This window comes from Arthrobacter sp. TmtSoilC77 (assembly GCF_059739415.1).
This window is the reverse complement of the sequence record NZ_AP046050.1, coordinates 952,864-973,244: the sequence shown is the minus strand read 5'-3', so window position 1 is coordinate 973,244 and position 20,381 is coordinate 952,864. Positions and strand designations below refer to the sequence as shown.

20 protein-coding genes and 1 tRNA gene are annotated in these 20,381 nt (G+C 62.9%); 8 read left to right on the top strand and 13 right to left on the bottom strand.

The window, feature by feature from the left end; translation table 11 throughout:
- Positions 1–5: 5 nt before the first annotated feature.
- Positions 6–2,120, bottom strand: a complete 2,115-nt coding sequence (gene glgX, locus AC6I99_RS04645) for a glycogen debranching protein GlgX (RefSeq protein ID WP_497960525.1) — start codon at positions 2,118–2,120, stop codon at positions 6–8.
- Positions 2,121–2,360: 240 nt separating this feature from the next.
- Between glgX and AC6I99_RS04640 the strand changes: the two genes are divergently transcribed.
- On the top strand, positions 2,361–3,170 hold the full coding sequence (locus AC6I99_RS04640; RefSeq protein WP_309931050.1) for a carbon-nitrogen hydrolase family protein: 810 nt from the start codon (positions 2,361–2,363) through the stop codon (positions 3,168–3,170).
- A gap of 367 nt (positions 3,171–3,537) precedes the next feature.
- Here AC6I99_RS04640 and rlmB read toward each other — a convergent pair whose 3' ends face one another.
- The 6 genes from rlmB to AC6I99_RS04610 form a co-directional block, all read right to left on the bottom strand.
- Entirely contained in the window at positions 3,538–4,530 is a 993-nt protein-coding gene (gene rlmB / locus AC6I99_RS04635) for a 23S rRNA (guanosine(2251)-2'-O)-methyltransferase RlmB (RefSeq protein ID WP_497960523.1), read from the bottom strand.
- 79 nt (positions 4,531–4,609) lie between these two features.
- Positions 4,610–6,079 carry a cysteine--tRNA ligase gene (gene cysS, locus AC6I99_RS04630; protein WP_224094478.1) on the bottom strand — a complete coding sequence of 490 codons (1,470 nt, stop codon included), beginning with the start codon at positions 6,077–6,079 and terminating at the stop codon, positions 4,610–4,612.
- Positions 6,080–6,114: 35 nt separating this feature from the next.
- Complete coding sequence (locus tag AC6I99_RS04625) at positions 6,115–6,471, bottom strand: hypothetical protein (RefSeq protein WP_497960521.1); 357 nt, start codon at positions 6,469–6,471, stop codon at positions 6,115–6,117.
- Positions 6,464–7,027 (bottom strand): 2-C-methyl-D-erythritol 2,4-cyclodiphosphate synthase, encoded by a 564-nt coding sequence (gene ispF / locus AC6I99_RS04620; RefSeq protein WP_497946345.1) that lies wholly within the window; start codon positions 7,025–7,027, stop codon positions 6,464–6,466. The genes AC6I99_RS04625 and ispF overlap by 8 nt, the downstream gene beginning before the upstream one ends.
- Entirely contained in the window at positions 7,027–7,809 is a 783-nt protein-coding gene (gene ispD / locus AC6I99_RS04615) for a 2-C-methyl-D-erythritol 4-phosphate cytidylyltransferase (protein WP_224094475.1), read from the bottom strand. The genes ispF and ispD overlap by 1 nt, the downstream gene beginning before the upstream one ends.
- Before the next feature lie 112 nt (positions 7,810–7,921).
- Positions 7,922–8,404, bottom strand: coding sequence for a CarD family transcriptional regulator (locus tag AC6I99_RS04610; RefSeq protein WP_011690592.1), 483 nt, complete (start codon positions 8,402–8,404; stop codon positions 7,922–7,924).
- Between the two features lie 293 nt (positions 8,405–8,697).
- Here AC6I99_RS04610 and AC6I99_RS04605 point away from each other — a divergent pair, with 293 nt between their 5' ends.
- Entirely contained in the window at positions 8,698–9,249 is a 552-nt protein-coding gene (locus AC6I99_RS04605) for a hypothetical protein (protein WP_224095159.1), read from the top strand.
- A gap of 102 nt (positions 9,250–9,351) precedes the next feature.
- On the opposite strand, the gene AC6I99_RS04600 is transcribed toward AC6I99_RS04605, so the two are convergent.
- Together AC6I99_RS04600 and AC6I99_RS04595 are read right to left on the bottom strand one after the other, a co-directional pair.
- Positions 9,352–10,032, bottom strand: a complete 681-nt coding sequence (locus tag AC6I99_RS04600) for a winged helix-turn-helix domain-containing protein (protein ID WP_159704610.1) — start codon at positions 10,030–10,032, stop codon at positions 9,352–9,354.
- Positions 10,033–10,127: 95 nt separating this feature from the next.
- Positions 10,128–11,366 (bottom strand): sensor histidine kinase, encoded by a 1,239-nt coding sequence (locus tag AC6I99_RS04595; RefSeq protein WP_497961930.1) that lies wholly within the window; start codon positions 11,364–11,366, stop codon positions 10,128–10,130.
- 199 nt (positions 11,367–11,565) lie between these two features.
- On the opposite strand from AC6I99_RS04595, the gene phoU reads away from it, so the two are divergent.
- Positions 11,566–12,219, top strand: a complete 654-nt coding sequence (gene phoU / locus AC6I99_RS04590) for a phosphate signaling complex protein PhoU (RefSeq protein WP_497960519.1) — start codon at positions 11,566–11,568, stop codon at positions 12,217–12,219.
- 165 nt (positions 12,220–12,384) lie between these two features.
- On the opposite strand, the gene AC6I99_RS04585 is transcribed toward phoU, so the two are convergent.
- Positions 12,385–13,131 carry a phosphoglyceromutase gene (locus tag AC6I99_RS04585; protein WP_224094473.1) on the bottom strand — a complete coding sequence of 249 codons (747 nt, stop codon included), beginning with the start codon at positions 13,129–13,131 and terminating at the stop codon, positions 12,385–12,387.
- A gap of 225 nt (positions 13,132–13,356) precedes the next feature.
- Here AC6I99_RS04585 and AC6I99_RS04580 point away from each other — a divergent pair, with 225 nt between their 5' ends.
- The gene (locus AC6I99_RS04580; protein ID WP_497961928.1) at positions 13,357–14,085 is read left to right on the top strand and encodes a class I SAM-dependent methyltransferase; all 729 of its coding nucleotides are present in this window, start codon (positions 13,357–13,359) and stop codon (positions 14,083–14,085) included.
- A gap of 6 nt (positions 14,086–14,091) precedes the next feature.
- Here the strand turns inward: AC6I99_RS04580 and AC6I99_RS04575 are convergent, their stop codons facing one another.
- Entirely contained in the window at positions 14,092–14,433 is a 342-nt protein-coding gene (locus tag AC6I99_RS04575; protein ID WP_497960518.1) for a DUF2516 family protein, read from the bottom strand.
- Between the two features lie 10 nt (positions 14,434–14,443).
- Positions 14,444–15,628: a trans-sulfuration enzyme family protein gene (locus tag AC6I99_RS04570; RefSeq protein ID WP_497960516.1), complete on the bottom strand. Its 1,185-nt coding sequence runs from the start codon at positions 15,626–15,628 to the stop codon at positions 14,444–14,446.
- 74 nt (positions 15,629–15,702) lie between these two features.
- Between AC6I99_RS04570 and tmk the strand changes: the two genes are divergently transcribed.
- The 3 genes from tmk to AC6I99_RS04555 are packed head-to-tail and all read left to right on the top strand — an operon-like array spanning position 15,703 to position 19,144.
- On the top strand, positions 15,703–16,377 hold the full coding sequence (tmk, locus tag AC6I99_RS04565) for a dTMP kinase (protein ID WP_224094469.1): 675 nt from the start codon (positions 15,703–15,705) through the stop codon (positions 16,375–16,377).
- Positions 16,374–17,525 carry a DNA polymerase III subunit delta' gene (locus AC6I99_RS04560; protein WP_497960515.1) on the top strand — a complete coding sequence of 384 codons (1,152 nt, stop codon included), beginning with the start codon at positions 16,374–16,376 and terminating at the stop codon, positions 17,523–17,525. The genes tmk and AC6I99_RS04560 overlap by 4 nt, the downstream gene beginning before the upstream one ends.
- A gap of 8 nt (positions 17,526–17,533) precedes the next feature.
- On the top strand, positions 17,534–19,144 hold the full coding sequence (locus AC6I99_RS04555) for an alpha/beta hydrolase (RefSeq protein ID WP_497960514.1): 1,611 nt from the start codon (positions 17,534–17,536) through the stop codon (positions 19,142–19,144).
- Positions 19,145–19,165: 21 nt separating this feature from the next.
- Here the strand turns inward: AC6I99_RS04555 and AC6I99_RS04550 are convergent, their stop codons facing one another.
- Positions 19,166–19,897, bottom strand: coding sequence for an HAD family hydrolase (locus tag AC6I99_RS04550; protein ID WP_497960512.1), 732 nt, complete (start codon positions 19,895–19,897; stop codon positions 19,166–19,168).
- A 217-nt stretch (positions 19,898–20,114) separates the two neighbouring features.
- Between AC6I99_RS04550 and AC6I99_RS04545 the strand changes: the two genes are divergently transcribed.
- A tRNA-Thr gene (locus tag AC6I99_RS04545) sits at positions 20,115–20,187 on the top strand.
- Positions 20,188–20,381: the final 194 nt, after the last annotated feature.

Below are 20,381 nucleotides of genomic sequence, written 5' to 3'. Positions count from 1 at the left end.
GTCTCCTAGGTGCGATAAACGTTGATGGTGTTGGCCTGCAGGATATCCCGCTCGCCCGACGCCACCAGCGCACCCTTCCGGCGTTCATGCAGCACCGACGTTGTGAACCGGAGTTCGAACATACGCTTGCCGATACCGGTTTCGCTCAGGATCTCGGGAAGCACCATCTTTACGTCCTGGTTGCTGCCGTTCACCACGATCAGGCCCCGGATTTCGCTGTCCTCATGACCCATCAGGAGCTGAATGGAGCGCGCGTTGGGATCATTCCAACGCGCGGGCGTCATGCGCTTTCCCTTGTCGTCGAACCATTGCAGGCTGGAATCATTCGCGTGGGCGGGGAAGCCCTCAGGCTGGTGGCGCAGGAACCACCGGCGAAGCCTGACAAGCTCCCTGGTGGTCTGGAACATGGCGTTGGCTTCCTGGGTCCGGCTCCAGTCCAGCCAGGCCGTGGGATTGTCCTGGCAGTACGCATTGTTGTTCCCGTGCTGCGTTCGCCCGATCTCATCACCAGCGGTGATCATGGGGACGCCGATGGACAACAACAAGGTGGCCATCAGGTTCCGGACGGAGAGCGCCCGGGCGGCCACGATTTCTTCGTCCTCGCTACGGCCTTCGAAGCCATGGTTGTAGCTGCGGTTGTCTCCGTGGCCGTCGCGGTTCTGCTCACCGTTGGCCTCGTTGTGCTTTCGGTCGTAGCTCACCAAGTCCTTGAGCGTGAAGCCGTCGTGTGCCGTGATGAAATTGACCGAGGCCAGGCGCGTTCGGCCGGACGGCGCGAACAGGCTCGCCGAACCCGCCATCAGCTCAGCCAGCGACGCGACTGAGCCGCCTTGGCCGCCGGCCTCAATCGCGGCACGGTCCGACAGCCAGAAGCGCCGGACGCCGTCGCGGAAATGATCGTTCCAATCTGACCACCCCGACGGGAACCGCCCTGTCTGCCAGCCGCCGTAACCTACGTCCCAAGGCTCGGCGATGAGCTTGACCTCCGTCAGGACCGGATCCTCGGCAATGGCCTGCAGGAAGGGGTGGTTGGGGTCGAATTGGTTGCCCGCGTCCCGGCACAGGGTCACGGCGAGGTCGAAGCGGAAGCCGTCCACGTGGAAGTCATTCACCCAGTACCTCAGGGAATCCAAGGCAAGGTCCACCACCACGGGATCACTGAAGTCCAGGGTGTTGCCGCAACCGGTGGTATCCAGATACCGTCCATGCGCATCGTGCCGGTAGTAGCGCTTCTCCGCGAGGCCGCGGAAGCTCAGCGCAGGCCCGTCCGGTCCAGCTTCCGCGGTGTGGTTGTAGACCACGTCCAGGATGACCTCGATGCCGGCGGCATGGAGCAACTTGATCATGCCCTTCAGCTCGTCCTGCACAGCGTGGGGACCCGCGTTCCGCGCAGCCTCTGTGGCGTAGTCGGAGTGAGGGGCAAAGTATGCCGCGGTGTTGTATCCCCAATAGTTCGTCATGCCCAGGTCCTGGAGGTGTGACTCGTCCAGATGGAAGTGGATGGGCAGGAGTTCCACCGCAGTGATTCCAAGCTCAGTCAGGTGCTGGATCATCACTGGGTGTGCCATTCCGGCATAGGTGCCGCGGAGGTGTTCCGGGATGTCCGGGTGAAGCATCGTCTGGCCACGAACGTGGGCTTCGTAGATTACGGACGTACGCATCGGCGTCCGCGGCGGCGCGTCATCGCCCCAGTCGAAATCCGTTGCCATGTGGACGCTCGTGAGGAATTCGCCCCGCTGATCCACGGCGCGACCATAGGGATCCAGCAACAAGGACTGTTCGTCGTCGTCGTCAACATCCAGTGCCGGTACCGACATCGGCAGCCCGCCCTCAGGTGGTGCAGCGCGGAAACCGTACCGCGTGCCCGGCGGCATGCCGCTGACGATGCCAAAGTGCACACCGTCCTCCAGATTGGGAAGGGTGTGAACCCGCCAACCATCACCGGGCGCTTGGTATGCGACCTCAACGCGTTCCAGGTCCGGAGCAAACACTGCGACGTTGACGTTGTCTGTCTGCTGCGTGACGGCATCAAAGAAATCGGGCTGGGGCTCGCTCAGTCCGAGGGGCCTGGGGCGCGATGCATCCAGGGCGGCTGCTGGGTCCAGAATAGGCATAACCATTGCTTGCAAGTTTAGTTCCATACAGGATGAGTGCTGAGTTGGCCGCCCGTGTGACGGCGCCCACCACGTCAAATTTCCGGCAGGTACCGGCCGCGGGGATCGTTCCGGGCCGCTCACGTGCTGGAACGCTCTGGACCTGGCAACAGCACACCCGTATCCCCTCCCCCGAATGTGTCGCCGCGGCTGTGTGTTGGCGGCAGCCTTGCCATACTGGGACTGGACAGAACTGGAGGTTCAATCGTGCGCGTTGCACTCGCTCAAGTCATCACCGGCCGGGACCTGGCTGACAATCTGCGGCTTCTGGAGGAGTACGCCCGCCGTGCCAAGGACGGCGGCGCGGAGCTTGTCGTTTTTCCCGAGGCAATGATGCGCGCGTTCGGCAACTCCCTGCTGGACATCGCCGAACCTCTCGACGGCCCCTGGGCGGGCCGGGTGCGCGAGCTGGCTGACGAACTTCAGCTGGTGATCGTGGCTGGCATGTTTACGCCTGGCTCAGCTTCGGATTCCGGCGCGCGCCGCGTGCGGAACACTCTCCTGGTCACAGGCCCCGGCGTAGAGACCAGCTACGACAAGATCCACCTCTTCGACGCGTTCGGCTTCGCTGAGTCGGACACGGTTGAGGCGGGAACAGACCCAGTGACGTTCGACGTCGGCGGCGTCACCTTTGGTTTGGCCACCTGCTACGACATCCGTTTCCCCGCACTGTTCACTGCCAACGCGTTGCGCGGAGCCGTTGTAAACATCGTGGCGGCATCGTGGGGAGCCGGACCGGGAAAGGCCGATCAATGGCAGCTCCTGTCCCGCGCCCGGGCGGTCGACACCACGACGTTCGTGCTTGCCTGCGGCCAAGGAGATCCTGCTACGCAAGGTGTTGAGGTCAAGGGTGCCGCGCCCACGGGCGTCGGGTACTCCGCCGTCGTGTCCCCCTTTGGGCAGGTCGTGGAAGCGCTCGACGGCGAGCCCGGCCTCCTCTTCGCCGACCTCGACCCCGCAGTGGTGGAAGAAGCCCGCCAAAAGCTCCCGGTCCTGGCCAACCGCCGCGAATTCTGATCTTCTCTCACATCCTGCGGGCTTCTGGCCGATCTTCTCTCACATCCAACGGGTTTTGGGCCGATCTTCTCTCACATCCAACGGGTTTTGGGCCGATCTTCTCTCACATCCCCTTTTCAAAGGGGACCGGACCGCCCGGGCCGGATGCCGCCGTCGTCGTCATTCCAGAAGACAGCAAACGCTCCCCCACCAGCATGAAGTGAGAGAGCGTTGGCCGAAAAGGGGCAGGAAGTGAGAGAAGATCCGCCAAAAACCCGCGGGAAGTGAGAGAGCATCCAAGGGCGCCGCTGGGGCCATCCGGAAGCGTGCGTCAAAGCGACGGAGGAGCAGCCCGCGGAGGATGGCGCTTGCGGCGCCCTCATCAGGACTACTCGGCGGAGCGCTGCCTCGAGACTTCGTACAGCGAGATGCCCACGGCCATGGACGCGTTGAGCGATTCCATGGCGGAGTCGATCGGAATCGAGACGATCTGGTCGCAGTTCTCGCGCACGAGACGGCTGAGGCCCTTGCCTTCGGACCCGACTACGATACAGACGGGCTCGGTTGCTACGGTGAGGTCGGGCAGCGAGACGTCGCCGTCGCCGTCCAGGCCGAGGACGTAGATGCCCATGTTCTTGAACTGCTTGAGCGCGTTGTTGAGGTTCGACGCGCGGGCCACGGGTACGCGGACTGCGGCACCGGCGCTGGTCTTCCAAGCGGAGGCCGTGACGCCGACGGACCGGCGCTCGGGAACGATGACACCGTGGCCGCTGAACGCGGAGACGGAACGGATGATTGCACCGAGGTTGCGGGGATCGGTGATGCCGTCGAGTGCAACGAAGATCGGGGCGTTGGAGATGTGCCCCTTCTTCCACTTGGCGATGGTGGTCTCTGCGAGGTCGTAGGCGTCCTCGTACTCGTACGGCGGGATCTGCAGGACGAGACCTTGGTGGACTGCGTCCTCGGTCATACGGTCCAGTTCGGGCTTGCCGGTTTCCAGAAGCGGGATGCCGCGCTCTGCCGCAAGCTTGAGGGACTCCTTGACGCGGTCATCCATTTCGATGCGGATGGCAACATGCAGGGCCTTTGCAGGGATGCCGGCGCGCAGCGCTTCCACAACCGAGTTGCGGCCGGTGACCAGCTCTTCAGTGGCGCGGCCCTTGGGGCCGGATCGGGCGCCGCTTCCCGGGCGTGCGGGACCGCGCTTAGCGGCTGAACGCTCGGAAAGCTGCTTGTTCTTGTACGCCTTGTGGTAGGTCCGGTCCTCGGCCTTGGGGGTGGGCCCCTTGCCTTCGAGGGCCTTGCGACCGTGGCCTCCGGTACCCGTGGAGGGGCCCTTCTTGCTCTTGCGGATTGCACCCGGGCGACCGTGGTTGGCCATTCTGTCCACCTTGCTTGAAATTAATGAGTCTGCATTCCAGTCTACTGACCCAATGCAATTCGGCGGTGGCGGCGGTTTGTCAGTCGCGTTTCAGGCTCCAGGTAGCGCCTTCCGCACCATCTTCGACGACGACTCCGGCGGCCGCGAGGGTGTCGCGGATGGCGTCGGACGCGGCCCAGTCCTTGTTGGCCCTGGCTGCAGCGCGGGCCTCAAGCTGAGCTTCCACCAAAATTTCCAGTGCCGCGTGTTCGCGGCTCTGCACGGCCTCCGGCCGTTTCACGGCGTCCAGGCCAAGGACATTTGTCATGGCGTGGACGCTGGAGAGAGCGTCTTTTACGGCGCCCAGGTCCCCGGCAGCCAGGGCTGTGTTGCCGGCCCGAACGGTCTCGTGCAGGACACCGAGCGCCTGCGGGACGTTGAGGTCATCATCCATGGCCGCGATGAAGGCGGCCGGCATCGCAGCCTGCGCATCCTCGGCGTAGCTCTTCGGCTCGCTGAGTTGCTGCCCCACCTTCGCGGCGGCTTTGGCGATAAAGCCATCAATGCGTTCGACGGCGGCCGCTGCTTCCTGCAGCGATGTGGGCCGATAGTCCAGTACGGATCGGTAGTGGGCCTGTCCAAGGTAGTACCGGACCACGCGGGGCGAGGCCAGGTCAAGCATCTCGGCAGGACTTACCGTATTGCCGATGGACTTGGACATCTTTTCGCCCTCGTAGGTGACCATGCCGTTGTGCATCCAGAAATTGGCGAATTCATCGCCTGCGGCCTGGGACTGGGCCATCTCGTTTTCGTGGTGCGGGAATCGGAGGTCCAATCCCCCACCATGGATGTCGAAGCGCGTGCCCAGGTATTTGGTGACCATGGCGGAGCATTCGAGGTGCCACCCTGGACGTCCGGCTCCCCAGGGGGACTCCCATTTGGCAGTGACGGGTTCGCCGTCTTTGTAACCCTTCCACAGCGCGAAGTCGCGCGGATCCCTCTTGCCGCGGGGGTCGGCGTCGGGGGCGCCTTGCATGTCATCAATGTTCTGCCGCGTCAGGGAGCCGTATTTGCTCCAGGAGCGCACGTCGAAGTACACGTCTCCGGAGTCGTCCAGGGCGGGGTAGGCATGGCCGCGGTCGATCAGCCGCTGGATCAGCGCATGCATTTCCGGGATGTGCCCGGTGGCTCGTGGCTCGTACGTCGGGCGCTGGACGCCGAGGGATTCGTAGGCGTTCTCGAATTCCTGCTCGTAGCGGTAAGCCAGAGCCCACCACTCCTCGTCCTTCCGCGCTGTCGGCTCGGCGGCCCAGTCGGGACCGAAGGATTGCTCGGACTTGGCCAGGATTTTGTCGTCGATGTCCGTGACGTTGCGCACTACCGTGACGCGGAGCCCACGGAATTCAAGCCAGCGCGTCAGTTGGTCAAACGCGATTGCGGACCTGACGTGCCCTACGTGTGGCATCCCCTGAACGGTAGCCCCGCAGTAGTACACGCTGGCCTTGCCATCTTCGAGGGGAACGAAGTCGCGGACTTCGGCGGAGGCGGTGTCATAGAAGCGCAGGGTCACCGCTCCAGATTAGCCGATGACGCGCCATGACTTGCCTACTTGCAGTACTCGCCGATTTTGTTGAAGTGCACGGTCAGCTGCTGTTGCTGTTCCTGCGTTGCCGCCCCGAGCGACGACGCCGCGGCTTTGTCCATGATGGCGGCCATCTCCTTGATGGGATCGCCAATTTCCGGAGCCAGCTTGTCTGCGATCTCGTGATAATGGGCAGCGATCTGCTTGGACTGCTGCTGTTGGTTGCCATCGGGCTTGAAGGTGTCGTTGTTGAGGAACTCGCAACTGGCCTTCACATCCATCTTCTGTGTCCCTGCACAGCCCCCGAGCAGGAGCGCAGAAGTCACGGCCGCGGACAACAGCACGGCGTAACGCACGACGCCGGAACGCACCTTAAGCATTCAGCCCACCTTCAGTGGAACCCGGCTGGATTGCTCCGTTGACGGGGTAAACGAGGGCGGTGGCAACCGCAGAAATTCCCTCGCCGCGGCCAGTAAATCCCAAGCCATCGCTGGTGGTGGCTGTGACGCTGACGGGCGCGTTTGCAGCTTCGCTCAGGACCTTTTGGGATTCTTCCCGGCGGGGGCCGAACTTGGGGCGGTTGGCTACGAACTGCACGGCGACATTGCCGATCTCGAAACCTGCGGCCCTGACTATCCGTGCAGCCTCACCGAGCAGCTTGACCCCGGAGGCGCCGGCGAACTCGGGCCGGTCCGTTCCGAAGTGGGTGCCGAGGTCACCTATTCCACAGGCGGAAAACAGGGCGTCGGCAGCCGCGTGGGCGACGCAATCGCCGTCGGAATGTCCGGAGAGCCCCTGCTCGCCTTCCCAAAAGAGGCCACCCAACCAGAGCGGCTGGGGATCGTCCTGCGGCGCGAATGCGTGCACGTCGACGCCGATTCCGGTTCGGGGAAGTACCACGGTGCCGGCAAGGCCCGCAGCTTGCTGGCCGGCCATCAGCCTTCCACCCAGCGCATTCCAAGGGGACCCTCGAGGAGGCCCTCGGCAATGATGAGATCCAGGGGCGTGGTGATCTTCAGCGACTGGCTGGCCCCGCGGACGGCGTGGACCGGAACGCCCAGAAGCTCAACAAGCATGGCGTCATCTGTGACTGCGGCGGCCTGTTTGTCATCGAAGAGCCCGGCGGCGTCGTGCGCGCGGCGCAACGTAGCGAGGTCGAAACCCTGGGGCGTCTGCACTGCCCTGAGCTGTTCACGGGGCGCTGTTCCAGTGACAACTTCCGGAGCAATGGAGGAGTCCGGGCCGTTGGTCTCAGCGACGGTCTTGATGGTGTCCACCACAGGCATGGCTGGAATGACGGCCTTGGCGCCAGAGGCCAAAGCATCGGCCACGCGCTGGAATACGCGCTCGGGGGTCAATGCGCGGGCTGCGTCATGGACCAGGACGGCTTCTGTCCCCTCTTCCAAAGCAGCCAAAGCGGCGCGGACGGAATCGGCACGGGTGGAGCCGCCGTCGACAACTGTCACCTCAGGGCCACCGTCTACCAGCTCAACCGTGAACGCGGCGATCAGTTGCCGGAGTTCCGCATCCCCCTTGGGCACCGCGACGCAGATCTGGCGTGCGACGTCGGCAGCGACGACGCCACGAAGGGCGTGCATCAGGATGGTTTCGCCGCCCAGCGGAACTTTGGCTTTGGGCATGCCGTAGCCGAGGCGCTCGCCCGAGCCGGCAGCCACCACGATTACCGCCGTAACAGCGCGCTTGGAAGGAATACTCATGCGCCCAAGGTTACTGGGAAAATACTTGAAGATACTTGATCATCAAGTAGCTCTCGGTACTTTGTGGCAAAAAGAAACCCGGCGGCGCTTGCGCACCACCGGGCATCAATTCTTAGGAAGCCAAGACTTCGTCGAGAACGCTTGCTGCCTTCTCTTCGTCTGTCTTCTCAGCCAGGGCCAGTTCTGAAATCAGAATCTGCCGCGCCTTGGCCAGCATGCGCTTCTCACCTGCGGAAAGGCCGCGATCGTGATCACGACGCCAAAGATCGCGAACGACCTCCGCCACCTTGATGACATCGCCCGAAGCAAGCTTCTCCAGGTTTGCCTTGTAACGACGTGACCAGTTGGTAGGCTCTTCAGTGAACTCGGCGCGGAGAACGTCAAATACGTGCTCCAAGCCTTCTTTGCCCACTACGTCCCGGACCCCAACAAGGTCAACGTTCTCTGCTGGAACTTCAATGGTCAGATCACCCTGAGCCACCTTGAGCTTGAGATACATCTTCTCTTCGCCCTTGATGGTGCGCATCTTGATTTCCTCAATTTTTGCTGCACCGTGGTGAGGGTAAACTACTGTCTCGCCGACCTCAAAAACCATGTGGACTTTCCCCTTTCCCGCAGACTAGTCTATCACGATTAAGGCATACGACTGGCACCCGACGGGCTGTCCAGCCGCGCCAATAAAGGGAAATAGGCCCCAAACGGGCTCGCGATACCCCTTGACGCGAGCCCGGAAAGATGCTTCACGGAAGCAAGGAGCGCGTCGGATCTTCCCTGTCGCGTTCGCCACAATGCCTTCTCGAATCCTTATTTCGGCCGCTTTGCCGATAGGCTATGGCTGAAAAGTGTTCCAATGACTCTTGAGGAGTAGGTGTCGTGCGCATTACTGCGATGAACCCTGTCCAGCGCGGCAAGCTGGCAATTGCGGCGGCTGCAATCGGCGTCGGTCTTCTGTCCGTAACCGGCTGTGGCTTCGTCAACGCCCAGCAGACTTCCCACCAGTACTCAGCATCGGACGGGGTCAAAGCAGATCTCGGCCAGCTTGAGCTGCGCAACATGCTGATCGTCGCTTCAGGCGAGAACCAGCCGGGCCGCGTAATCGGCGCCGTGTTCAACAAGTCCAGCTCGGATGCCACCCTGACCATCAGTGGTGCCAATGGCGCCCAGACGGAAATCCCGGTCAAGGCCAACTCGGAGACGTACCTGAACGACGAAGCCGACGCCGCGGTCCTTAGCACCGCAGGCACCAGGCCCGGCGGACTGAGCCCGGTAACCATTCGCAGCGGTTCGGACTCCGCAACGATCAACGTTCCCGTGGTTGACGGCACGCTGCCGGAGTACAAGGAGTACCTGCCCTCCTCCAGCGCCTCGGCAACTCCGTCTTCCACTTCCACGGCAACGCCGACGCCGACGCACACCGAATCTGCAGCTGCCGGCCACTAGCAGGCCGCGCGCTGCAAGCAACGACAATAAAGGAAGGGTTCCGCTGCGGCGGAACCCTTCCTTTGTCGTTGTCTGCTGGCCGACGGTCAGCTGCTTGAAGCTTTACGGCTCGAACTTGTAGCCCAGTCCACGCACCGTCACCAAGTACCTTGGAGCGGACGGATCCGGCTCAATCTTGCTACGCAGTCGCTTTACGTGGACATCGAGCGTCTTGGTATCACCCACGTAATCTGAACCCCACACGCGGTCAATGAGCTGGCCCCGGGTGAGCACACGTCCGGAATTGCGCAGCAGCATTTCAAGGAGTTCAAATTCCTTCAACGGCAGTGACACCTGCTCGCCGTTGACGCTCACCACGTGGCGTTCGATATCCATCCGGACGGGTCCGGCCTGCACTGTGGAGGTGATCAGCTCTTCAGGCTCACCCTGCCTGCGGAGCACTGCGCGCACGCGCGCCACGAGTTCGCGGGAGGAGTATGGCTTGGTGACGTAATCGTCGGCACCCAACTCCAAGCCCACAACTTTGTCGATCTCCGAGTCCTTGGCGGTCAACATGATGACCGGCACGCTGGAACGTTGGCGCAGTTGACGGCACACTTCCGTCCCCGGTGTTCCGGGCAGTTGGAGATCCAGCAGGACGAGGTCGGCACCGTTCCGGTCGAATTCCACCAAGGCGTCGGTGCCGTTGTCCACTACCTCGACGTCGAAACCCTCTTTGCCCAAAAGGTAGGACAGGGGGTCGCTGAAGGACTCTTCGTCCTCCACTATCAAAATCCTGCTCAAGCGCTGGCTCCTTGCTCCTGGGCGCCGCTGGCGCCCCCTTGTTGATTAGCGTGACGGGTTGATTCGCGTGATGCGGTTAATTCGCATGATGCGGGTTAATTCGCGTGATGCGGTTGCTGAGTCGTGTGGTGGGGTGCGACGGCGGCACCCGCCGCCGGAAGTTCAGGAGACGGAGCCGCGGTGGCAGCGGACGCCGGGAGGCCGCCGTCGTCGTCCTGGCCTTCCATCTCGGGCAACCGGATGGTGAACGTTGAACCTTGACCAGGCTGGGACCACACTGTGACTTCGCCACCATGGTTGGACACAACGTGCTTGACGATGCTGAGGCCCAGGCCGGTGCCACCGGTGTGCCGGGAACGGGCAGCGTCCACCCGGTAGAAGCGTTCGAAGACCCGTTCCTGGTCCTCGGGGGTCAGGCCCTCGCCCTGGTCCGTGACTGAAATAGCGACGACGCCCTCCCGCGTCCGGACTCCGACGCCTACGCGGGTGTTCTCCGGCGAGTAGCGGATGGCATTGTCGATCAGGTTGCGCAGAGCGGTGACCAGCAGGTCCCTGTCACCGAACACCAGGGAGTCTGAATGGCCACCCACAACAATTTGGATGTTCTTACTCTCGGCCGGGAGCTGCGAGCGGTCCACTGCCTCGGTAATCACAGTGTTGATGTCCACCGTGTGGCCTTGCTGGGCAACATTTGCGCCCTGAAGCCGGGAAAGCTCAATGATGTCCTGGACCAGCGCTGCGAGGCGTCCGGATTCCTTATGCATGCGTTTAGCGAAGCGGCGCACGGCTTCTTCGTCGTCAGGCGAGGCTTCCAATGCCTCGGCCAGGAGCGAAATAGCGCCCACTGGCGTCTTGAGTTCGTGGGAAACGTTGGCCACGAAGTCGTTGCGGATCTCCTCGGTGCGGGTGATCTCGGTTCGGTCGTCGGCGAGCAGCAGGATGTACTCCCACCCGAGCATGGCTGCCCGCACCTGGACCACGATGGTGCCCTTGCCGAGGGGCCCCCGGGGAAGTTCGTATTGTTGCTCCAGAATCACGCCGTCGCGGCGGACCTTTGCGGTCATGTCCAGGAGCTGCTTATGAACCACCGTGTGGCCGCGAACCAGGCCGTAAGCGTACGCTGCCGGACTCGCGCGGACCACGCCATCTATCGCATCGACCACCACAAACGCGCGCCCGACGACGGCAAGCACTTCGGCTGCACCTTCCGGAAGCAGTGGTTCGGTAACATCGAGGTCCACGATCCTGCGTTGCCGCTCGCTGATCCTGAAAGCGAGCATGCCAAAGACGCCCAGTGACAGGCCAACCAGGCCTGCAACGACACCTATAAGCAACGGATCCACACGTCCAGCTTATGCTCTGGAATCACGCCAAAGTGTTGATCCGGTGCCAAACGGGGGCGGTTCAACTAACGTTCATCTAAAGGTGCGCAACCGTTCACTGGCTCCTGACACAGTTAGTGGTTGGACTGCCAATGGTTTTTGAAATCCGTACCCCATCATGGGACAGGATTTCCAAGGAAAGGACGCCTTAGTGCGCAAGGTTTTTCAGGAGGAGCTCACCCAGGTCGGTGACGACCTCGTCGAGATTTCCAAACTGGTTCACGAAGCAATCACGAAGGCCACCACTGCCTTCGAAGGCGCCGACGTCGATCTTGCCCAGGACGTCATCGCGGCAGACGCGCGCATCGACTTCCTGCAGAACAGCCTCGACGAACGTGCCATCGACATCCTGGCCCTGCAAGGTCCCGTCGCCAGCGACCTGCGCATGATTGTTGGTTCGCTCCGTATGAGTGCGTCGCTGGAGCGCATGGGCGACCTCGCCCGCCACGTGGCGCAACTCGCCCGCCTGCGCTACCCCTCTACCGTCATCCCGACGTCCCTGACCCAGACCTTCAAGGCGATGGCCCAGCACGACATCGACATCACGGCCAAGGTCACCGAACTCCTCGAAACCCGCAACCTTGAGGTGGCCCGTGACATCCTCAAGATCAACATCGCCGTGGACGACCTCCACCTGAGCGTCTTCAAGGCGATTGCTTCCCCTGGTTGGAACGAAACTGCTTCCACCACGGTGGATGTGGCCCTGGCCAGCCGCTACTTCGAGCGCTTCGCGGACCACGGCGTTTCCGTTGCCCGCAAGGTTACGTACCTCGTCACGGGCGAATGGCAGCCTGTGGGCTTCTAAGCCCGTTCCTGCATAAACAGCGACTCCCTGCATAACAGCAACGGCGGCCGGTCACCTGGGGTGACCGGCCGCCGTCGTCGCTTAACAGCCTCGTAGCTGGTGCCGCGGGCAGGCTGCGTCCAAGGGAGGAACGACCGGGCAGCCGCCGCGGCAGTAGCGTAGAGCCTACTTCTTACCCTGGTTCGCTACAGCGAGGATCGCATCTGCTGCCGCCTCGGGGTCCAGGTACGTGCCGCCCGGGTTGATCGGCTGGAAGTCCTCGTCCAGTTCATACACCAGCGGGATGCCCGTGGGAATGTTCAGTCCTGCGATGGCCTCGTCGCTGATGCCGTCCAGGTGCTTGACCAGCGCGCGCAGGGAGTTGCCGTGCGCGGTAACCAGGACGGTCTTGCCGGCCTTGAGGTCTTCCTTGATGTCCGATTCCCAGTACGGGAGGAGGCGGACCAGGACGTCCTTGAGGCATTCGGTCCGCGGGAGGGCGTCACCGAGGTCCTTGTAGCGGACGTCGTGTGCCTGCGAGAATTCGCTGTCGTCCGACAGGGGCGGCGGCGGGGTGTCGTAGCTGCGGCGCCATTCCATGAACTGCTCTTCGCCGAACTCGGCGAGGGTCTGGGCCTTGTCCTTGCCCTGCAGCGCACCGTAGTGGCGCTCGTTGAGGCGCCAGTCGCGCTTGACCGGGATCCAGCCGCGGTCGGCCTTGTCCAGGGCAATGTTGGCGGTGTTGATGGCCCGCTTCAAGAGCGAGGTGTACAGGATGTCCGGGAGGATGTCGTTCTCAACCAGGAGTTCCCCACCGCGCACTGCTTCGGCGCGGCCTTGGTCGTTCAGGTCAACGTCCACCCAGCCGGTGAACAGGTTCTTGGCGTTCCAGTCGCTGTGGCCGTGGCGCAGCAGAATCAGCTTGTAAGTCATGGTTTTCATCCTAGCCGAGGGGTCCTGTGCCTTGCCGGGCGTTACGTTTCTCAACGCGGGGTCACTTACGGCCCATAAAGCCGCTCCGCATGGGCCGTAAGTGACCCCGCGTTGCAGGATAAAGTGGGGCCGTGGTGCAAAAAAGCGGAACGGGTGAGTACTTCCCGAAGTCGAAGTGGGAAGCCTGTTGGCAACGTCACCCGCGGCACCACGAACCCCAACCGCATGCGCCGTTTGGATCGGTGGCTCGCCGGTCCGCAGGCGTGGCGGCTCCGCGCCGCCGTCGACCCCTTGGTTGTGGACCTGGGCTATGGCGCATCGCCGGCCACCGCCGTCGAACTGTTCGAACGGCTGCAGGCCGTCCGTTCGGATGTGCGCGTCTGCGGGATCGAAATTGAGCCAGAGAGGGTGCGTACGGCCAAGGCGCTGGAACGCCCCGGGCTCAGCTTCCACGTAGGTGGGTTCGAAGTGCCGGTTCCCGGCGACCCCATACTTGTGCGGGCCTTCAATGTGCTCCGTCAGTATGAGGAGGCGGACGTGGCCGGGATCTGGAGCCTGGTTCAGTCCCGTCTGGCTCCGGGTGGCCTGTTCATCGATGGCACCTGCGACGAGATCGGCCGGTGTGTCACGTGGGTGGCCTTGGACCGTGACCGCCCCTTGAGCCTTGGTTTCTCGGTGCGGTTCGGCAGTTTTGAGCTGCCGTCGGAAATGGCCGAGCGGCTGCCTAAAGCCCTTATCCACCGGAATGTGCCGGGCGAACCCATCCATACGTTCCTGCGGGCCATGGACAAGGCATGGCTGGAGGTCGCGCCACTGGCATCGTTCGGCAACCGGCAGCGCTGGACGGGAATGTGCCGCTTACTGCGCGACGCCGGGTGGCCGCTTCAGGATGGCCCGTCTCGGTGGCGTCTGGGTGAAGTTACGGTGGCGTGGGACGCGGTTGCGCCGAAGTAGCGTTGTTTACCAGGGTCCGTAGGGACCGACGTTGCGGTTGCCGCCGCTGCCTGCTTCGCGGACTGCTGGACGAACGTCAGCAAGGTAGACGCAGGATGCGGTTACTGCAGCAATGCCGAACAGGCCGAGACCGCTTCCACCGCTCAAGAGGGTCAACGCACCGATGGCAAAAGCAACGCCGGTGAGGGCCAACCAGAACGTCTTGGTGCGCTTGGAGGCGGCCACGAAGAGCGTCGGCCGGTGGCGCAAACAATCCACAAACGCCCACAGCTCAAGGACAACGGCCACCAAGCCAAGGATGAAGTAGACCGCGTTGGTGACAATCGCGATCATGAATTTTCCGTCCACGCCCCTTAGCCTAACTGTCCAGCGACTTCAGTGCTTGCTCGAGGTCGGACCAGAGGTCTTCCACGTTCTCGATTCCCACGCTTAAACGGACCAGGTTCTCGGGGACACTGACCGGCTCAGCCGTGTGCCGGCGTCGACGTTCGATCAGCGACTCAACCCCGCCCAAGGATGTCGCCGGGAGCCAGAGCTGGAGCGCACGGACCAGTTCGTCGGCGGCGTCAGCGCCGCTGCGGGACTCGTCACCTGCGATCTGGATGCACAGGATGGAACCGAATCCCTTCATCTGGTCCTTGGCGCGCTCATGCCCCGGATCCGTGGGGAGGCCCGGATAACGGATGGACTCCACCCTCGGATGGGTGCTGAGGCGCTCGGCGAGCACCGCCGCGGACGCCTGCGAGCGCTCGATCCGCAAGGCGAGGGTGCGCAGTCCGCGCAGCGCCAGCCACGCTTCGAACGGCCCGGCGATGCCGCCGTGGATGATGCGGTGGTGCAGGAGCGTGGCCCGCAGTTCCGGGTTGGAGGTCACCAAGGCGCCCAGGACGACGTCGGAATGGCCGGCCAGGTATTTGGTCACCGAGTGAAGCACGACGTCGGAGCCCAGGCTCAGCGGCTGCTGCACCAAGGGCGTGGAGAAAGTGTTGTCCGTGACCACGATCGCGCCCACAGCGTGGGCGGCGTCGGTGAGCGCCCGGACGTCGGCAATGCCAAGCATGGGGTTGGTGGGGCTTTCCAGCCAGAGCAGGTCCGCGGCTTTGCCCTCTTTCGGACTGATCAAGGCCTTCACGGCGTCCGTGTCCGCAATGTCCACGAGACGGAGCTCCAGGAAGCCCTTCTCCGCGAGTTCAGTCGCCATCACCAACGAACCTGAGTAGCTGTGCGATGGCATGACTACAACTCCACCGGCTGGTACCAAGGAGAGAGCCGAGCTGACTGCGGCGAGCCCGGATGCGTAGAGCAAGCCGGGCAGCTTTGCGCCTTCCAGCTTGCCCAGGGCGTCCTCGAAGGGGTCCCAGGTGGGGTTGGCGTAGCGGCCATAGCCGCGATCGCCGTCGCCAAGAGAACCAGTTCCAAAGTATGTGGAGGACAGGACGATGGGCGGATTCACCGGTTCATCGTGTTTGCGCTCGGGGCGGCCTGCAGCCACCACAACGGTTTCCGGGGACAAATCGGCTGCGCGCTGATCGGAAAGGCTCATGGTTTCAGGGTAGTCGTGGGCGAGCCTGTGGATGAAAGCCGTTACGGTTTGCCCCTGATCGGTAGGCTAGACAGGTGAGTATTCAGAGCCCCGGCCTTTTTATTGCTTTCGAGGGCGGAGATGGAGCGGGCAAGTCCACCCAGGCTGCCCGGCTCTGCGATGCCCTCGAATCGCGGGGCCTGTCCGTGGTGCGCACGCGCGAACCCGGCGGCACGCCCATCGGAGAAAAGCTGCGCTCCCTTGTGCTGGACCATGGCCACGGCACCATCGATGCCCGCACAGAGGCCCTGATGTTCGCGGCGGCCCGGGCAGCGCACGCCAGCCAGGTGATCCGCCCTGCGCTTGCAGCCGGTCGTGTGGTCATCACGGACCGCTACATTGACTCGTCTGTTGCCTATCAAGGTGTTGGCCGCGGGCTCGGGGCAGAGGGTGTTTTGTCCCTCAACGAATGGGCCACGGAAGGCCTGCATCCGGACCTGACTGTACTGCTCGACGTCGAGCCCTCCGACGGCCGCGAACGCCGCACCGCCGGTGCGGCTGCTGAGGACCGTTTGGAATCGGAGCCTGACGCCTTCCATTCCACCATCCGCCACGCCTTCCTTGATCTCGCCGCTGCTGCTCCCTCGGATTACCTGGTCTTGCCTGCCAAATCAGACATTTCGACGCTGGCCGCGCAGATCCTCGAACGGGTGGAATCCTTGCTGGCTGAGCGCGGGCTGGGCGAGCGTGTTTCCGGGAACCACCTGTGAGCGTTTGGGACGACCTCCAAGGCCAGGCGCCGGTCGTTGCCCAGCTCAAGCAGGCAGCGCAGGGCGAAACCGGCCTCACTCATGCCTGGCTCTTCACGGGCCCTCCGGGATCGGGCCGTTCCAATGCTGCCAAGGCCTTCGCTGCCGCGCTGAACTGCGAGCGGGACGACGTCACTTTGCGTGGCTGCGGCGAGTGCGCGGCGTGCCACACGATCCTGGGCGAGACCCATTCGGATGTCACGTTCGTGCGAACCGAAAAAGTCACCATCACCATTGACGAAGCCCGCGAACTTGTCTCAAAGGCCGGTGACCGGCCCGCCACTGGCCGATGGCGGATCATCATCGTTGAGGATGCGGACCGTATGGCGGAACGAACCACCAACGTCCTCCTGAAGGCCATCGAGGAACCAACTCCGCGTACCATCTGGATGCTGTGCGCCCCATCGCCGGCAGACGTACTGGTTACCATCCGCTCGCGGTGCCGTCCCGTCAGCCTGCGACTTCCGCCAGCGTCCGACGTCGCGGCATTGCTGGTAAGGCGCGACGGCATTGATCCTGAACTCGCGGACCGGGCTGCCCGAGCAGCACAAAGCCACATCGGGATTGCCCGCCGCCTCGCCCGGGACGCTGATGCCCGCGAACGCCGTCTGGAAACGGTTCGCATCCCGCTGGGGCTCCGTGGGGTTACGGCAGCGGTGATGATGGCGGAGAAACTCGTCAAGATCGCTACCGATGAAGCCAACAGCTCCAATGATGAACGCGACGCGGCGGAGAAAATTGCGCTTTTGGCAAGCCTCGGCGCACCAGAGTCGGGCACGCTGCCACCATCAATGCGGAGTCAGGTGAGGCAGCTTGAGGAAGACCAAAAACGCCGTGCCAAGCGCTCCATCACGGACTCGCTGGACCGCACGCTGACCGATCTGTTGTCCTTCTACCGGGACGTCCTGATCATCCAATTGGGGAACGCAGTGGAGCTGGTCAACGTTGAGCTCAAGAGCGATCTTGAAGAATACGCCGCCCGCTCAACCCCGGAAGCGACGCTAGCCCGGATGGACGCGATCAACAAGGCCCGTGTCCGCATTACCACCACCAATGTTGCGCCGCTGTTGGCGGTCGAGTCCATGGCGACGAGCCTCATCCAGCAATAGGAGAATGCATGAAGTCCGCACTTCGCCAGCCCGCCGGTGCCCGTTCAAGGGACCGGTCTGTCCAGCCTGCTGCGGGCGGGGGTGCCAGGCTGCGGGGTTTCGCGGCCCTCTGCTTGGCTCTTGCCTCCTTGCTGGTGCTCAGTGCCTGCTCGTTGCCTTTCCTGCCAACACCTACTGCGAAGCCGAGCACCAGCACTGTTGACCCGTCCATTGCGGCCTCGGCGCCTAAGGGACTCGAAAAGTATTATTCGCAGTCCGTGAAATGGAGCTCATGTGAGGATGGGTTCCAGTGCGCTGAAGTGAAGGTTCCCTTGGACTACGGCAATCCGGACTCCGCCGAAATCACGCTGTCCGCCATCAAATTGCCCAGCACGGGCACCAAGAAGGGTTCCATCCTGGTCAATCCGGGAGGTCCGGGCGGCTCCGGTGTCGACTTCGTCAAGGATGCGGGAAACACGCACTTCACCGAGAAGCTCCGGGCCAACTTCGACGTGGTGGGCTTCGACCCCCGCGGCGTCAAGCGGTCCGCTCCGGTCACCTGCATGTCGGATGCCGAACGGGACGCCGCGCGCGAGAAAGTATTCAGGAAGGAAACGGACCAGGGCCTGGCGGCGGCATTGGCCTTCAACAAGTCCTTGGCTGAGAAGTGCGTCGAGAAGACCGGCCCAGTGCTGGAACACATTGATACGGTCAGTGCTGCCAAGGACCTGGACGTCCTGCGCGCCGTCGTCAACGATGCCAAGCTCAATTACCTGGGCTATTCCTACGGTACTTTCCTGGGTTCCACCTACGCCTCGCTGTTCCCGGAGAACGTCGGGCACCTCGTCCTTGACGGTGCCGTGGACCCGTCCATCAGCAACGAGGAACTGACTGCGGGGCAGGCAAGAGCCTTTGAAAAGGCCCTCCGCACCTACGTGGACGACTGCCTTCGTCAGAAGGAATGCCCCCTCAGCGGCTCCGTTGATAATGGAATCCAGGAAATCAGGGATCTCATCAACGCAGTGGACCAGAACCCGCAAACAGCCAAGGACGGAAGGCTGGTGACCGGGACCGAGTTTGTCAACGGGCTCTTCCTCCCGCTCTATGACAACCAAAGCTGGCCGGCATTGACCCAGGCGCTGGACAGCGCATTCTCCGGCGACGTGTCCCAGATGATGCGCATCGCCGATCTCGGGGCCGACCGCGAAGCCAATGGTACGTACAGTTCAAACTCGGCATTCGCGTTCCAGGCCATCAACTGCCTCGACTACCCAATGGTCACTGATACCGCTGGCATGAGGGCGGAGGAAACCCGCCTCAAGCAGGAATCTCCGACCTTCGGCGCATTCTTCGCCTACGGCGGGGTCACCTGCAAGGACTGGCCCTACAAGAACACCCGCACGCCTGCTCCCGTGGATTACACCGGCTCCGCCCCCATTGTCGTTATCGGCACCACGGGAGACCCGGCCACCCCCTTGGAGTGGGCGCAGTCGCTGCGCAAACAGCTTGAAAATGCCTCTCTGGTCACGTGGGAAGGCGAGGGGCACACAGCCTACGGCCGCTCGAACTCATGCGTCAGCACCGCCGTCGACGATTACTTTGTTGACGGAAAGCTGCCGCAGGACGGGCTCCAGTGCTAGGCCTGCCGTGACCTAAGCGTGCTAGACGCGCCTGGCCTCCCGCTTCTCCAGCAGGAGCGGGAGCTGCTTGATGGAATCCACGACGACGGTGGCGCCCGCTGCGCGCAGCGTCGCCTCGGAGTGGAAGCCTGTGAGGACTCCGGCAATCAGCGAAGCACCTGAACGAACGCCCGAGAGCATGTCTGAGCTGGTGTCTCCGATGACGGCCACCTCACGAACATCGTCCAGGTCCAAAGCCAGCAACGCCGTCAGGATTATGTCAGGGAAGGGGCGGCCCCGTCCGGCATCTGCCGGACACAAACTGAGGTCCGCCAAACCCATCCAGCCCAGTGATTCCAGGACCATGTTCTGCGTGTGACGGCCAAAGCCTGTGGCAAGGCAGACCTGCATGCCGGACTCCCGCATCCAGACAATGGCATCCTCCGCACCGGGAATAGCGCGGATTCCACCGTCCTCAATCAACTCGTCATAAGCCCTCTCGAAGGCCTTGTTCGCGCTCTCTGCTACACCAGGGTCACCAAAAAGGTCCCCAAAGACGGCCATTTTCGAGAAGCCCATGGTGTCACGTGCATAACCGAGCATGCTCTCGAAGCGGGTGCTGCCCGGTTCTACGCCATGCTCCGCCAACGCCCGGGACAACGCCCGCTCCGTGCGCCCATTGTCGGTAATGGTGGTTCCCACCATGTCCACCACAGCCAGCCGCAGCCGCGTGTGGGTGTGGCTGGTATCCCTGGTCATTGCGTCCCCGGTCATTGCGCGGCTCCTTCGGCTGGTTTTGCGTGGCTGGACATAACCGCCACCGTTGATTTCCCAGCCTCCGGCGGCCGGGAAAAGGCCGCCTGAACCCGGCCCGACGTGCAAGTGAACATCCCCGCAACGGCCGCCACTGCCCTCGTTTTGACCCGGGCGCCGTGCCTCTATTACAGTTATGTCTTGCGTGATCGCCCGGGAAACCGGTGATGGACGCGGTGCTTCCTTAGCTCAGTCGGTAGAGCGTTTCACTCGTAATGAAAAGGTCATCAGTTCGATTCTGATAGGAAGCTCGGTAGAGAACCCCTGGAAATCAAAGGATTTCCAGGGGTTCTCGTGTTTTTGCCGTTATACGCCAGTGTGGTTCGCCATTTCGAGGGTTAGCGTTTTCGCTGGCGACACCCATATTCGTGCGCGCCACTCCCATGGGCTGACGTCCCGGGAATCCAGGCGTCCTCAGCCCGTTTCAGGGTCCGTGGGGAATTTG